Raw genomic sequence first — 15,093 nt, 5'->3', positions numbered from 1 at the left:
TTTTAAATGATAATATTTTAACAAAAAAAGGAGTGTGGGGTATAAAATGAAAAAGTTAGTGGTATTATTAATGGTATTATTTGTAGCTGCTACAGCTATAGGATGTGGAGGTCCTGAAGTGAAAACAAGTAAGGAACTAGAAAAGCAACAAAACAAATATGAAGAATATGCAAATCAAGATATACTAATCAGTGCAGTAGATGCAAAGGATCTTATAGAGAATGAAGATAATATTGCAATAATAGATATTAGAAAATCTCCAGAGTATTTAATAGGTCATGTTGAAGGAGCTATAAATGTTTGGAGACCAGATTATAGTGCTGAAGAAGAGGAATATGACTTCGGTGGAATGAGAGCAGATAAAGAAAAAATGGAAGCATTCCTAGGTAAAAATGGAATAGATAATGAAACATTAATTCTTTTATATGATGCATCAGGAGATTATGATGCAGCAAGATTATGGTGGCAATTAGATATGTATGGACATAAGAATGTTAAATTAATCGATGGTGGTATCGATGGATGGAAAGCTGCTGGACTTGATACAACAGTAAGTAAACCAGAAGTTGAAGAAAAAGAGTACAAATTTACTGGTGAAGTAGATGAGAGTAAATTAGCTACAGTAGAAGATGTAATGGCAGCAATGAAAGATGATAATGTAGTAATATTAGATACAAGATCAATTGAAGAAGCTACAGGAGAAGATTTAAAGAGTGGTGCTTTCAGAAAAGGTAGAATTCCTAGTGGAGTTTGGATTGAGTATAAAGAAGCAATCAACACTGGTGATGGAGCAGATATGACATTCAAAAATCTAGAAGAGCTTAAGAAAATGTATGAAGAAGCTGGTATAACTAAAGATAAGATTATAATTCCTTATTGTCAATCAGGAGTTCGTTCAGCTCATACAACTTTTGTATTAACTCAATTATTAGGATATGAAAATGTTAAAAACTATGATGGTTCTTGGATAGAGTGGAGTTATAATGAAGATCTACCATTAGAAACAGGAGATGTAGAATAATTAACAATTAATTAGATGCTAATGAAGAAAAGAGTACTCTTTTCTTCATTACAGCATCATTTAATCTTTTTGATAATATAATTAAGCAATCATACTATTTATTTCATGAAATATTTGGGAGGTGTAAGTTATGACAGTAGCAAATAATAAGAAAAATAAAAAAGCAGATATGATTAAGTTAATAGCTGCTATCGCAATAATTGGAATAGTATTTTTTATAGCATATAAGACAGGTATTGTAAGTAAAATTCAAGATCCTAAGGCAATGCAAGAGTTTTTTAGTTCTTTTGGTATATGGGGATATCTTGTATTTATATTAGTATTTATAGCTTCTTGTGTATTCATGTTACCAGGATCAATGCTTACAGTAGTAGCAGGTATAGCCTTTGGACCTATAACAGGGGCAATAGTAGCTTTAATAGGAGCTACATTAGGTGCAACAGCTGCTTTCTTAGTAGCTAAGTATGTGGCAAGAGGATTGATTGAAAGTAAAGTAGGACAAAACGAAATGTTTAAAAAGATAGATGATGGAGTTGAAAAGAACGGAACAAGTTTCTTAATTTTAACTAGATTAGTTCCAGCATTCCCATTCTCATTCCAAAACTATGCTTACGGTTTAACTAAGATCAAATTAAGCACATATGTGACATTTACATTTATTTGTATGGCTCCAGGAGCATTTATCTTTGCATACATGGCTGGGGAAATAGTTAAGAATGGTATATCCGCAAAATTACTTATACAGTTTGCTGCAGCAGGAATCGTCCTATTCTTAGTATCATTAATACCTAAATATATAGCAAAGAAAAAAGGTATTAATATGGATGAATTAAAATAATATATTACATCATGAAAAGTAGCTCACTAATATTAGTGAGCTACTTTGAAAAAAACTATATAATGATACCTAAGTATTGGTAATTTCTATATAATGGGGACAATATAATTTACTATGATATAATATTGGCGTTAAATAATTCTCAAAGGTGAAAGGAGAGGGGACTATGCTTAAGAACAAAAAGGGATTGGTTTTGGTTGCTATATTACTTATAGCAGTATTAGCATTAAGTGCTTGTACTAAAAATGTAGAGAATACTACAAGTACAAATGAAAGAGGATATGCTAAACCAGAGAGTATAGTAACAGCAGAAGAATTAAAAGGTATGTTAGATGATGTAGTAGTGGTTGATTTTACTGAAAAAGGTGGAAAGTACATACCAGGAGCAGTAAAAATTGAGAGAAGTGCTATTCAAACAGAAGTAGATGGAACACCTGGAATGAATATAAGTAAAGAGCAATTTGAAGCTATGATGAGTGAAGCAGGAATTAAAAATGATGATACAGTAGTTATCTATGATGGAGATCAGGAATTATGGGCATCCCGTGTATGGTGGGCTATGAAAGTATATGGACATGAAAATGTTAAATTACTTGATGGTGGAATAGATGCTTGGATTTCAGCTGAGTATGAAACTGAAAATGATGCTGCACAACCAGAAGCTACTGAGTATAAAGCAGAAGATGCTAACGAGGCTTTAGTTGCTACTATTGAAGAAGTAGAAGAAAGCTTTGATAATGAAGAGATGCTAATATTAGATACTCGTGGTGATAAAGAGTGGAATGCTGGTAGAATACCAGGGGCAGTTCAGTTAGAGTGGACTCAAGCCTTAAATGAAGATGGTACTTTCAAAAATGCTGATGAATTAAAGAAGTTATATGAAGATGCTGGAGTAACTGCTGACAAAGTAGTTATACCACACTGTAAGAGTGGAGTAAGAGCTACTCATTCATTATTCGTATTAACTGAATTATTAGGATATGAAAATGTTGAGAACTATGATGGTTCTTGGTTAGAATATGAAAAATCAGGATTAGAAATAGAGAAGTAAACATCATAAAAAGCCGCCTTTTAAGGTGGCTTTTACTATTCTATATCTAAAATATTTCTCAATTCTTCTTCAGTCATTTTGGATACTAATTTTTCTCCAGGTTTTATAACTGCATCAACTATTCGTTTTTTCTTTTCTTGAAGTTGGAATATTTTTTCTTCAATAGTACCTTTAGTTATCAATTTCATTACTTGAACTGAATTTTTCTGTCCTATCCTATGGGCTCTATCCGTGGCTTGATTTTCCACAGCTGGATTCCACCATGGATCAAAGTGGATTACAATATCTGCTCCAGTAAGATTAAGGCCAGTACCCCCTGCTTTTAATGAAATAAGGAATACATCCCCATCACCATTATTAAACTTTTTAACTAATTTGCCTCTTTCTTGAGATTTAGTAGATCCATCAAGGTACTTATATTTTATTTCTTTAGAATCTAGTAAATCTTTTATTATTGAAAGCATACTAGTGAATTGTGAAAATAGTAAGACTCTATGGCCACTCTCTATGGAATCCTCTAAAATCTCTTCTAATAGCTCTAATTTACCACTGCTACCAGGATAATTATCAATAAAGGTACTAGGGTGGCAACAAATCTGTCTTAGCCTAGTCAGTCCAGCTAGTATTTTAATATGACTTTTATTAAATCCATTTTCCTTTATCTCTGATTCGATTTCTCCCTTGATTTCCTTTAAATAAGAAAGATAAATTTTCTTTTGATCATTAGTAAGTTCTGCCACCAATTTATGCTCTATTTTATCAGGAAGTTCCTTTAGAACATCTTTCTTTAATCTTCTTAAGATAAAGGGACGAATATGCTTTCTTAAGGTATCTAAGACTTTTTGATCCTCTTGTTTTATTATAGGTCTTTCATACTTCTTTAAGAATTTTGAATGAGATGATAGATATCCTGGCATTATAAAATCAAAAATAGACCATAATTCACCCAAGGAATTCTCTATAGGAGTTCCAGTAAGAGCAAAGAAATTTTTTCCCTTTAACATTTTTACTGACTTTGCATTTTGAGATAAAGGATTTTTTATATGCTGAGCTTCATCTAGAATACAATATCTAAAGGTGATATCCTTATAAAAATCTATATCTCTTCTAATCAATGGATAGGATGTGATGACTATATCATGATCCATTATATCTTCAATTACTTCTCTCCTATAATCTTTATCTCCAGATATAACTAAGGTCTTTAGTTTTGGAGTGAATTTATTAATCTCATCCTCCCAATTATAAACCAAAGAGGTAGGGACTACTATAATAGATGGATGAGAACCTTTTTCTTCTTTTTCAGTGAGAAGAAAGGTAAGAACTTGAAGAGTTTTACCTAGACCCATATCATCAGCTAAAATTCCTCCTAAACCATAGGTGGATAGAGTTTTTAACCATTTAAAACCAAAACTTTGATAATTTCTTAAAATATTATTAAGGTTTTTAGGGATGGTATATTCCATATCTCCTGGTTCTTTTATATTTTGAACTAACTCTTTAAAAGCTAGATTTCGGTTAAAATAATGTAAATCTCCTTCATGAATCTCTTCATCTAGATAAAGGGCTCTATATTTAGGTAGTTCTATCATAGAGTCTTTAAGGTCACTGGTATTTAAATCTAGAGTATCTACTATATTTACAACTTTATTTAGACTATCAAGAGATAAAGGAAGGAAAGATCCATCCTTAAGTCTATAATATTTTTTCTTTTGTTTTATTGAATTAAATACCTCTGCCAATTCCTTATCGTTAATACCTTCAATTTCAAAGTTGAATTCTAGCATATCCGTATTATCGTTTAGTCTAATTCCACCAGAAAAAGAAGAAGAGTCTTTTATATTAATTTTTCTAAAACTATTGGAATAGTAAACCTCGGAGATTTTTTGTAAATCACTTAGACCATTATATAAAAATTCATATACCTTTTCTTCATCATCTAGATAGATTTTATTCTTGCTAACTTTGAATTCCCAAGTTTCAAAAAATGTTAATATTTCTTTTTCCTTTTCCATATCTCTAAGGAGTATTTTATTATCTTTTCTTGATTCTTTTTCATCTCCAGAGAAAGGATCAATAGAGATATCACCATATACTAACTTTACATTAGCAATAATACTGTCTTTTTCATTATCTAAATATACTTCTGTAGTTAAATCGGGATTATATATAGAGGATTTGACTTTATCATCTATATTAACATCTCCAATTTTTTCAATGGATGGATATACTTCTGAAATAAATCTTTCTTTATATTCTTTAGGGATACTTAATATCTTGTTATTTTTCTTAATAAGAGAATTATAAAAAGGCATCAAATTATCTTTTTGGTTTTGAGGAATTTTGTATATATTTTCTCCAGAAAAGAAAAATTCCTTATTAGGATCTAGAGGAATTAAATTATCCTGATGATTAATATTTAAAGACAAATTATTCCCCTGTTCCTTTAATAAGAAGTCTATAGGTATTTCTTCATTTAGTATAGTTATATTATTGTAGTCCCTGCCTAATATTTTTCCATTAAAACTTCTATCCTTCATCATATAAAAGAATCTACTTAGAGTCTTAGGGGTAAGGGTTACATATTTTCCTTTAAATAGACTATATTGACCATAAGAGTAATCATTTATATAGGTTTCATTATCATATAATTCCTTTAAGAGATCAATTATTCTTTGATCTTCTTCCTTGAAAGTATGAACCTTAGGAGAAAAAGTGAATTTCTTTCCAAAATAGATATCATCCTCCATGTCTATACTATGGAAGAATTTTTTCAGACTTTTTACTACATAAAGTTTATCCTCACCCATTTTTAGATTGAGAGTTGAGGCGTTCTCTATTCCAATAAAATCATTAGGATCATACTCATAGTTAAACTCCACTTCAACTGGAGTTTTTTCAGAAACTTGATTGAAACGGAAATAGTCTAGGATATCTAGTATATTATTATTGTTTTTTTTGTAAGTTGATTTATCAAAACGACCTGCTTTATCTTCTTCCATTATTTTAAAAAGAATGGCAATTATATGTTTACAATATCCCCAATACTCACCATAGGCAGGACAAGTACAGGTGGCATCTTCAAAGTCTCCCAAAGGATTAAAAGAAACACTTACATGATAATGATTATTTCCTTTAACTGTTCCATTAAATTTCAAATTGCTTTTATAAAAATGTAAGTCTTTAATTTTGCCACTGGAGAAATATTGCTTTCCTCTTTGCAAAGTTTTGTAGTTCAGACTAGTTTCTTGAATTATTCTTTCATTAAGATTAAACATATTTCACCCCGATAATTAGTCTATATTCTTAGTTTATTATAGCACAGATACACACAATTCCCAATTGGATTACAGTCACAATATTAGGACTGAAATCATAATTTATATAGTGTAATGATAATGAAAATCAAATACTAGTGGAGTGTGATAATATGTGTGGAATAGCTGGATGGATAGATAATAATATAGATTTGACAGAAAAAACCCAAATCATTCAAGAAATGATTCATACATTAGAAAATAGAGGTCCCGATAATGGAGGTATATACATATCAAAGGATGTTCTATTAGGTCATAGAAGACTGTCGATTATAGATCCTAAGGGTGGATATCAACCAATGATTAAGAATATAGAAGAGAGGGAATTTACCATTGTATATAATGGAGAATTATATAACACCGAGGAAGTAAGAGAAAAGTTAAAGGATAAGGGATATAAGTTTACCTCCTATTCTGATACGGAGGTTCTATTAACTTCTTATATAGAGTGGGGAGTAGATTGTCTTAAACATATAAATGGAATATTTTCTTTTGGTATTTGGAATAAAAAATATAAAAGATTATTCTTATCCAGGGATCATCTAGGAGTTAAGCCTTTATTTTATTCTTGTATAAATGGTTCACTTATATTTGCTTCAGAGATAAAGGCTCTTTTAAAGCATCCATATATAGAGCCTACAGTAGATAAGATAGGATTAATGGAAGTCTTTGGACTGGGTCCTGCTAGGAGTTTAGGTAGCGGAGTATTTAGGGATATAAAAGAAGTTCCTCCTGCCCATTATCTTATATATGATGAAAATGGGTTAAAAGTAAATCAGTATTGGGAACTTGAAGCAAAGCCTCATACTGAAGGATTAGATGAGACTTCAGATCATGTTAGAAGTTTATTTATTGATGCGGTAGAAAGACAATTAGTATCTGATGTACCCCTATGTACCTTCCTATCAGGAGGACTAGACTCCAGTGCTATATCAGCTATAGCATCAGAGGCCTTTAAAAGAGATGGTAGAGGTAGGTTAGATACATTTTCAATAGACTATAAGGATAACGATAAATATTTTAAATCTAGTGAGTTTCAACCAGACCCAGACTCTCAGTGGATAGGGGTGATGGAGGAGTATATTAATAGTAATCATACTAATGTAGAATTGACTAGTAAAGAATTAATAGATTCCTTAAGAGGTGCAGTATTAGCTAGGGATCTCCCGGGAATGGCAGATATAGACTCATCACTACTTTTATTTTGTAAAGAAGTGAGAAATACCCATACAGTAGCATTATCCGGAGAATGTGCAGATGAGATATTTGGAGGCTATCCTTGGTTTAGAAATAAAGAGGATATAAAAACTGATACTTTTCCTTGGTCAAAGAATGTAGGAAATAGAAGAAGGATATTGTCAAAGGATTTAAAAGATCTACCTATAGAAGAGTATGTAAGAGAGAAATATAATGATACATTAAACCATGTTCCAAAATTATATGGAGAGTCCTCCACTGATGGAAGAATGAGAGAATTATTCTATCTAAATATTAAATGGTTTATGATCACCTTACTTAATAGAAAGGATAGAATGAGTATGGCAAATAGCTTGGAGGTAAGAGTCCCCTTTGCGGATTACAGATTAGTTGAATATGCCTACAATATACCAAAGGAATTTAAATTCTATTTAGGTAGGGAGAAGGGAATACTTAGAAAAGCCCTAAGAGGAATACTTCCTGATGAGATAATAGATAGAAAGAAAAGTCCTTATCCTAAGACCCATCATCCAGTATATACAGAATTAGTTCAAAAAGAAATGAAAAATATACTTTCAGATAAATCCTCACCAGTATTAGAACTAATAGACTATACAAAAGTAAAAGAAATAGTAGACAGCAAAGGTAAATCCTATACAAAGCCCTGGTTTGGACAATTAATGACAGGACCCCAGTTGATGGCATATTTAATACAGTTAAATATCTGGCTTAAGGAATATAAAGTAAGGCTGGTGTGAGACAGGGGTTAATATAGACTTATCCTAATGAGTATGTTTGCCACCCTTCTAAATATGGTATCTAAATAATAAGAGATAAAACACTATATAAAAGGATGAAAAATAATGGATACTTTAGATAAATATCTAAATGATAATGAAAAGGATTTAATTGAAGAAAGAGATATACCAAAGAAAATGGAGTCTATGTTAGCCACCTTAACCCATGATCATTTCTCAGATGATGATTGGATATTTGAAAGAAAGTTAGATGGGGAAAGATGTATTACCTATTGTAGAGATAATAATATATATATGAAGTCACGAAATGATAAAGACTTAAATAATCAATATCCTGAGTTAGTAGAAAAATTACAGGAGTATACCGATAAGGACTTTATTATAGATGGTGAAATTGTAGCCTTTGATGGAGATGTAACTAGTTTTTCAAAATTGCAGAATAGGATGCATGTAAATAATCCTGATAAGGATTTATTAAAGAATGTACCAGTATATTATTATATATTTGATATTATGTATATTGATAAATATGATATATCTAATCTCCCTCTAACAGAAAGAAAGTCTATACTTAAAAGTGAATTCTCCTTTGATGATCCTATTAGATTTACTAGTCATAGAAATACAGAGGGAGAAGAATATCTTGAAGAAGCCTGTAGGAAAGATTAGGAAGGATTAATTGCTAAAAAGAGAGATGGTAAATATATTCATTCCCGTTCAAAGAAATGGCTAAAGTTTAAATGTGGCCATAGACAAGAGTTTGTAATAGGAGGATATACTGATCCTCAAGGGGAGAGGATAGGCTTTGGAGCTTTACTTATTGGATATTATGATGGGTATGATCTAGTATATGCTGGGAAGGTAGGTACTGGATATGATGATGAAACTCTAGATAGGATAAGTAAACAATTAAAAGACTTGGAAAAGGATAAATCTCCTTTTAAAGGAAAAAGGTGTTCATTGGGTGAAACCTAAATTAGTAGGGGAAGTAGGCTTCTCGGAATGGACTAATGATAATAAATTAAGGCATCCTAGATTTGAAGGGTTAAGAGAAGATAAAAACCCTAAGGATGTAGTTAGAGAAGGATAAAAAGAAATAGCAGGGCATTTGCCCTGCTATTTATACATTAATATTTAATTAAGCAACCTTATCGTCTTTAGTTCCTCTAGGTTGTACTTTTATTTTTCTTTCATATGATCCAAACATTAATAAAGCAACTACTGTGAAGAATAATGGACCAGCAATACTCCAGATTGTAGAGCTTATATCTCCATTTATTGCAGGATCTATAATTGTAAAGAAGTTAGCAAAACCAACTGTGAATGTAACAACTATAGCTGCAATCATACCACTTTTAACGCTCTTAAACATAACAAATGGTTTGTGAATTTCATCTTTCTTTTTAAATCCGATGAATGCTCCAGCAATAAACATATAAGGAAGTGTCATAGCGACGTTTGTCATCAATACAAGTTTAGCAAAGAATTTATCTGCAGCATCTCCCCCGAAGGATACTAAACCTATCATAGCAATAACAATACCAGCTTGAATCCACATAGCATTTTTAGGGATACCATCAGTAATTTTACCCATTTTTCCAGGCCATAATTCTTTTGGAGTACCACCTATAAGTTGATTTAAAGGTGCATAAGTTAATGTAAAGAATGCTCCTGTTAAAGCTAATAACATTGAAATACCAACATATCTAGCTACCCAATCCCCCATTGTTATTGAGATAGCTTCACTAAATCCAAAGGCTTGTCCGAACTCATATCCTAAGTTATTCATTATAATATAAGCAACATTACTCATATGAACTCCTTCAACATCTAATGCTGAGAAGTTTGTAAAGATACCTATAAAGAAGATACCAACAGCATATCCTACAGCAATTATTATTGCAGCTAGGGTAAGACCTTTAGGGAAAGTCTTTTCAGGGTTATCAGTTTCATTTACAAGACCACCTGCAACCTCAGTACCACCGAATGCAAATATTGCAAATACTGTGAAGGCTAATACTGCAAATGGAGTTTGATAAGAGGCATTTGGTGATGATACAAAGTCACTTATTGAGTTAATTGGTTGTGCTAATTGACCGCCATTTGCTATTAATATAGCAACACCACCAAATAGTAATACTACATTTAATAGAGTAACTGCTATACCCCCTACAGATGTAATCTTTTTGATCTTATCTAATCCTTTAGTAGAAATAAATGTAACCAAAGAAATCCACATAACACCTAAGATTCCAAGAGTTTGTGTAGGTGCTAATCCGAATAACGACCAGGAGCTAGTTAAGTCTTTACCGAATATAGCTGTTGATACAACAACCCAAATACCTGATCCTACGTTTACCATCCAGATGATATATGAAGCATACCACATAAAAGTACCAACGAATGCAAATTTAGGACTTACAGATTTAGACATCCAGGAGTAGATACCACCCTTTTCATCTTTAAATGCCGCACCGTATTCAGCCATCATGAATGCGAAAGGTATAAAGAAAGCAAGGGCTGATATTACATACCATGGTATCGCACCATAACCCATTAAATAGAAAGATCTTGGCATGTTAGCAAAACCAAATACAGAAGTAAATATCATTAATACTAATGAAACTAAGGTTAATTTACCTTTATTATTGTTTGAAGACATTTATAATTACTCCTTTTTGTTTGGTGAGTCAAAATTTAGGGGATAAAATATTAGAAAACGATTTCCCTTGTTTAAACTCTTAATTAAATTTATAAAGCCAGTAAATAAATTATATAAGGTTTAAGCTAAAATTCAATAACTATAGAATATGTTGCAATTTTCACTGTTTTCCATATAGTCAGAAAAATATAACATAAGGAGATTTTGAAGGAAATAAGGGATTAAGTAGTTTATTATAAAACTATAGTGTAAATAAAAAAGTAACTTGTTAACTACATCACAAGGTTATGTAAAATTAAAAATAATTAAGAATTATCTATAAAATGACTTTTTTATGATGATGATAATGCAAAAATCTATATAAATATAAGACTTTAAATAATTGCAATAAATAGAAAGAAGCTTGAATTAAGGTTTTCTTTCTATTTATTTATAAAACAATATAGTAGTATAATGAATGATGTTAACTTGAAAATTTTATTTTTTATAAAGTTTCCTTTAGTGCAATTTAATACTAGATTATATATGATATAATATTCTAAAAATACAAATATTTAAGTTACATATAAAAGTTTTTCAAGGAGGATAGTATGACTAATATAAACAAAAAAATATTAACATTAGAACTATCATTAGCTTTAATTTCTGTTCTAGTTATATATCTTCCGAAGATTATTTCCAGTGAAAATATCTCTATTATTCAATTGGTTATTATATTTCTTACAATGAATTTAATTATAGTAAAATTAATGGAATATATAAATAGAAAACTTATTATTAATCTTAGGGAAAAAAGTCAAAAGGATAATGGTAGGATGGATGATATAAATATATTTAAACATTCAAAGAACCTATCTAATAATCTTTACTTATTAAAGGACCAATTAGAAATACAAAATAGTATAGTAAATAAGATATCAAAAGATAAAGAAATATTAGAACGAATGTCATTGATAAAAGATTGCATACTAAAAATAAATAGAGAAATAATTAAAAAAGATAATGTAGAAGAAGTCTTTGATTATATATTAGAAAGAGCAATTAAATTTATAGATAATGCCCATAAAGGAAGTATATTAGTATTTAAGGATGGATATTTTACTATTGCTACATCCATTGGATTTAATCATAATGAAATAAAAAAGATAAAATTGGCACCAAAAGAAACTTATTTTTGTGATAAAGAATTTATGCATAAGGCATATATTATTAATAATATTTCTGAGTTTAATAAGATAAATATGGAGAACAATAATTATAAAAAACTAAAGGACTCTAATGCATTAAATATAAAGACTACCTTAAGTTGTCCAATAGTGTTAAATGATAAGGTGTATGGAATTCTAAATGTAGATAGCCATATACAAGATGCCTTTAATGAGGATGATAAGTTTTTAATAAATTATTTTTCTGAGGAAATCAGTAAAGCCATCTATAGCTTTAAATTAATGGAGGAAAAATTATATTTAGCTAGATATGATAGTTTAACTGGTCTATATAATAGGGATTATTTTATAGAAATTCTTGATGAAAAATATGATAAAAAGAATAATGAAGATTTTTCATTTATTATAATTGATTTGGACAAGTTTAAAGAAATTAATGATAAATATGGTCATATAATTGGAGATGAGGTACTTAAGGAATTTTCCTATAAATTGAAAGATGTATTTGGAAAAAATGAAATTCTGGCTAGATATGGTGGAGATGAATTTGTGGGAATATTAAGTATTACTGATATGAGTATTATAGAAAATAAGATGAAAAAGTTAAAGAAACTATTGAGGAAACCTATGTTAATAGAAGATGAAGAAATTTTGATGAAATTTAGCTATGGTATATCATCATATTCTGATGAAAGTAAAGACATAAAAAAATTATTTAAAAAGGCAGATCAAAAAATGTATAGGGATAAGAATAGAAATAAATAATAGGATAATAAAGATGAAGGTAGGGCGAATTTTGTTTTATTTCTACTATAGTCAGTACCCAATGTAATTTCATAGTCAAATATATTATCATCCTCAACATAAGTTGATTTGACTTCTTCAACTGATGCATTGGGGACCTGTCTAGTTATGAATTTAAACCCCTCATCTGTAATTTTGTCATACCAAGAACAACTGTAGTAGCCTCTATCGGATAAATATAAGCATTCATTATCATTAATAAATCCATCTATGCATTTTCTATCATTTATTTTTCCAGGCACTATCTGTACCCTTTCGGGTATTCCTTGAGATAAATTCAAAAGTGTACTTATTTTTATGCCTGATAAATTACCTTCTAAATATAAGTGAGGGGCAAGTGATGAAGCTATAGTAATAATTGAAGAGTCAAAAGCTCTTATTTCTTTAAAATAACGATTAGTTATATTAATCCCCAATTTCCTTTTTACTGTATTAACCATATTTTCAAAAAGCTCTACAAATATTCTATAATCTCTATTTCCATTTTTCTATTATGTTATTTAGTTGATTTTCATTAATTACATTTGTTAATCTACTAAAAACTGTTTTATTATTATAATGTAACATAAAAAGGACCTCTTTTGTATGGTGTATTGGGATACTACCATTTAATCAAAGGAAGTCCTTTTTTCATTATATAATTTTTTCCATGTCAATCTGTAATTATTTTTTTAATGCAACACTATAGTAGGGTTTAAGCCCTTTCTTTTTATTGGTATACTTACCTAATACTCTTAGTAAATTGAGTTTTTATTTTTTCATGTTAGTAAAGTTAATGGATGGATGAATAGGGAAGGGTAGTGTATAAACCTCTTTCAGTGGTCAAAATCCAAAGCATCATGAAAAATCGTTCATTAACTTTTGAATCTCCATACTTTAGTAAGATTAGGAATTAGATGAAAGATCCAGTGTATTTATTAACGATGACGTAAATTAAAAGAGAATGATCTATGAAGTGAATAACCTTTTCTTTCTTGAGCATACACTTTTACCTTTAACTCTGATCTAGTATCAACTAAATATTTTTTTCCTGTTAACATATGTACCTTATATCTTTTTACTACAGTTGTTGTTGTTAATACATAACCTGCTACATTCATGTCATAAATGGCATTACCTACTAATACAGCTATACTAGAACCTACTCCAATAGGTCCTGAAAGTCCTAAGATTCCAACAGCAGCATAATGTGATAAATCTTGATTTCTAGCTTGTGATGCTGTTATATATTTTTTCTAGTCACTGGTTTGGATCGTTCTGTTTTATAAGTAAACCTATTAGCACTTTGAATTTCAATTGTTCTTTTTTCATTTTCATAGTTAGCAGTATCAGCAAAAGATATCATAGAAAAATTTAATATAGTGATAACTGAAAGAAACATAGCAATACTTAGTTTTAATTTATTTTTCATTGTAAAATATCTCCTTTTATTATAGAATTTAGATACGTATAATATATATAAATCTTAAATATTTGTCAATAAAGGAGGTTTTTATCATGAGAGATATTATTGTACAGTTTTATAGACGTAACAAACAAAATAAGTTTAAACATTTTTTGCTCCGTGTATCTCTAACTTTTATCTTTATTATAATTTTTTCGAGAATTACAAATTATATAATTAATGATTTGATTTTTAAAACACCTAAACCCAATTTAACTATGACAGGAAGTGCTTTAGATTTTATCTATTATATTTTTTCTAAAGAAGGATTAATTTTTTTTACTTTTATAATATTAGGTTTATTTTTAATAGACTTTTTTTCTTATAAAAATCGAAATAAGAGTCAATGATTAAATTATACAGCTATATTTAAAATTTCAAGTTTAAGACTAAAGCATATTATATTTTTAAATATAGAAATAGAGTATTATAAAAATTGTTGAAAAAAGGAATTAATAAGAGACAATAGTATTAAGTTTAAAAATATAACATATAAGAAATAAAAAAAATACATAAAAAAAACCGACCCCTGTCGGTTTCGGAGCTTCAGTACTTTTAATATGTTGGCGCATATTAGAAGTACTTCAGGTAGTAGCGATACCTAGAAGCAATAGGACAAGCCTAAAACCAAAGCCTTTTTTTAAAATATACTCCAATTATATCAAAATTATAAGGATAAGACAAGGTAAATACATAAAATTTGGTTATAGGAATTATAAGGAAATTTTAAGCCCTAGGTATCGTATACCTAGGGCATTTATAATGCTTTTTAGAATCTCTGAAAGGTGTTTTTAAGCTATTATTTCTCCTATATAAAAAAATAATAGGTGTGGAC

12 protein-coding genes and 1 pseudogene are annotated in these 15,093 nt (G+C 29.6%); 8 read left to right on the top strand and 5 right to left on the bottom strand.

Features of this window, described 5'->3' with window-relative positions; all coding sequences use genetic code 11:
• Positions 1-46 precede the first annotated feature (46 nt).
• The 3 genes from GOQ27_RS06155 to GOQ27_RS06145 all read left to right on the top strand — a co-directional run bounded on the left by GOQ27_RS06155 (position 47) and on the right by GOQ27_RS06145 (position 2,910).
• Positions 47-1,021, top strand: a complete 975-nt coding sequence (locus GOQ27_RS06155) for a sulfurtransferase (protein WP_203365962.1) — start codon at positions 47-49, stop codon at positions 1,019-1,021.
• Between the two features lie 130 nt (positions 1,022-1,151).
• Positions 1,152-1,859, top strand: a complete 708-nt coding sequence (locus GOQ27_RS06150) for a TVP38/TMEM64 family protein (RefSeq protein WP_203365961.1) — start codon at positions 1,152-1,154, stop codon at positions 1,857-1,859.
• 166 nt (positions 1,860-2,025) lie between these two features.
• Entirely contained in the window at positions 2,026-2,910 is an 885-nt protein-coding gene (locus GOQ27_RS06145) for a sulfurtransferase (protein WP_203365960.1), read from the top strand.
• 35 nt (positions 2,911-2,945) lie between these two features.
• On the opposite strand, the gene GOQ27_RS06140 is transcribed toward GOQ27_RS06145, so the two are convergent.
• Positions 2,946-6,188, bottom strand: coding sequence for a DEAD/DEAH box helicase (locus tag GOQ27_RS06140; RefSeq protein WP_203365959.1), 3,243 nt, complete (start codon positions 6,186-6,188; stop codon positions 2,946-2,948).
• 152 nt (positions 6,189-6,340) lie between these two features.
• Between GOQ27_RS06140 and asnB the strand changes: the two genes are divergently transcribed.
• The 3 genes and pseudogenes from asnB (at position 6,341) to GOQ27_RS17445 (ending at position 9,272) form a co-directional block, all read left to right on the top strand.
• Entirely contained in the window at positions 6,341-8,182 is a 1,842-nt protein-coding gene (gene asnB / locus GOQ27_RS06135) for an asparagine synthase (glutamine-hydrolyzing) (protein ID WP_203365958.1), read from the top strand.
• A 105-nt stretch (positions 8,183-8,287) separates the two neighbouring features.
• Complete coding sequence (locus GOQ27_RS06130; protein WP_203365957.1) at positions 8,288-8,851, top strand: ATP-dependent DNA ligase; 564 nt, start codon at positions 8,288-8,290, stop codon at positions 8,849-8,851.
• Positions 8,852-8,860: 9 nt separating this feature from the next.
• Positions 8,861-9,272 (top strand): annotated as a pseudogene (locus GOQ27_RS17445) (ATP dependent DNA ligase).
• A gap of 48 nt (positions 9,273-9,320) precedes the next feature.
• Here the strand turns inward: GOQ27_RS17445 and yjeM are convergent.
• On the bottom strand, positions 9,321-10,844 hold the full coding sequence (yjeM, locus tag GOQ27_RS06115) for a glutamate/gamma-aminobutyrate family transporter YjeM (RefSeq protein WP_203365955.1): 1,524 nt from the start codon (positions 10,842-10,844) through the stop codon (positions 9,321-9,323).
• Between the two features lie 590 nt (positions 10,845-11,434).
• Here yjeM and GOQ27_RS06110 point away from each other — a divergent pair.
• A complete protein-coding gene (locus tag GOQ27_RS06110) occupies positions 11,435-12,775 on the top strand; it encodes a sensor domain-containing diguanylate cyclase (protein WP_203365954.1) in 1,341 nt (446 codons plus the stop codon).
• Here the strand turns inward: GOQ27_RS06110 and GOQ27_RS06105 are convergent.
• The 3 genes from GOQ27_RS06105 to GOQ27_RS06095 form a co-directional block, all read right to left on the bottom strand.
• Positions 12,739-13,254: a transposase gene (locus GOQ27_RS06105; protein WP_203365953.1), complete on the bottom strand. Its 516-nt coding sequence runs from the start codon at positions 13,252-13,254 to the stop codon at positions 12,739-12,741. The genes GOQ27_RS06110 and GOQ27_RS06105 overlap by 37 nt on opposite strands.
• A gap of 477 nt (positions 13,255-13,731) precedes the next feature.
• Complete coding sequence (locus GOQ27_RS06100) at positions 13,732-13,914, bottom strand: hypothetical protein (RefSeq protein WP_203365952.1); 183 nt, start codon at positions 13,912-13,914, stop codon at positions 13,732-13,734.
• Positions 13,915-14,036: 122 nt separating this feature from the next.
• A complete protein-coding gene (locus tag GOQ27_RS06095; RefSeq protein WP_203365951.1) occupies positions 14,037-14,225 on the bottom strand; it encodes a hypothetical protein in 189 nt (62 codons plus the stop codon).
• A gap of 86 nt (positions 14,226-14,311) precedes the next feature.
• On the opposite strand from GOQ27_RS06095, the gene GOQ27_RS06090 reads away from it, so the two are divergent.
• Positions 14,312-14,608, top strand: coding sequence for a hypothetical protein (locus GOQ27_RS06090; RefSeq protein ID WP_203365950.1), 297 nt, complete (start codon positions 14,312-14,314; stop codon positions 14,606-14,608).
• Positions 14,609-15,093 lie beyond the last annotated feature (485 nt).

This window comes from Anaeromonas frigoriresistens (assembly GCF_016820655.1).
Taxonomy (GTDB): domain Bacteria; phylum Bacillota; class Clostridia; order Tissierellales; family SIT17; genus Anaeromonas; species Anaeromonas frigoriresistens.
The sequence above is the reverse complement of the archived record's forward strand: the minus strand, read 5'-3'. Positions and strand labels throughout refer to the sequence as shown.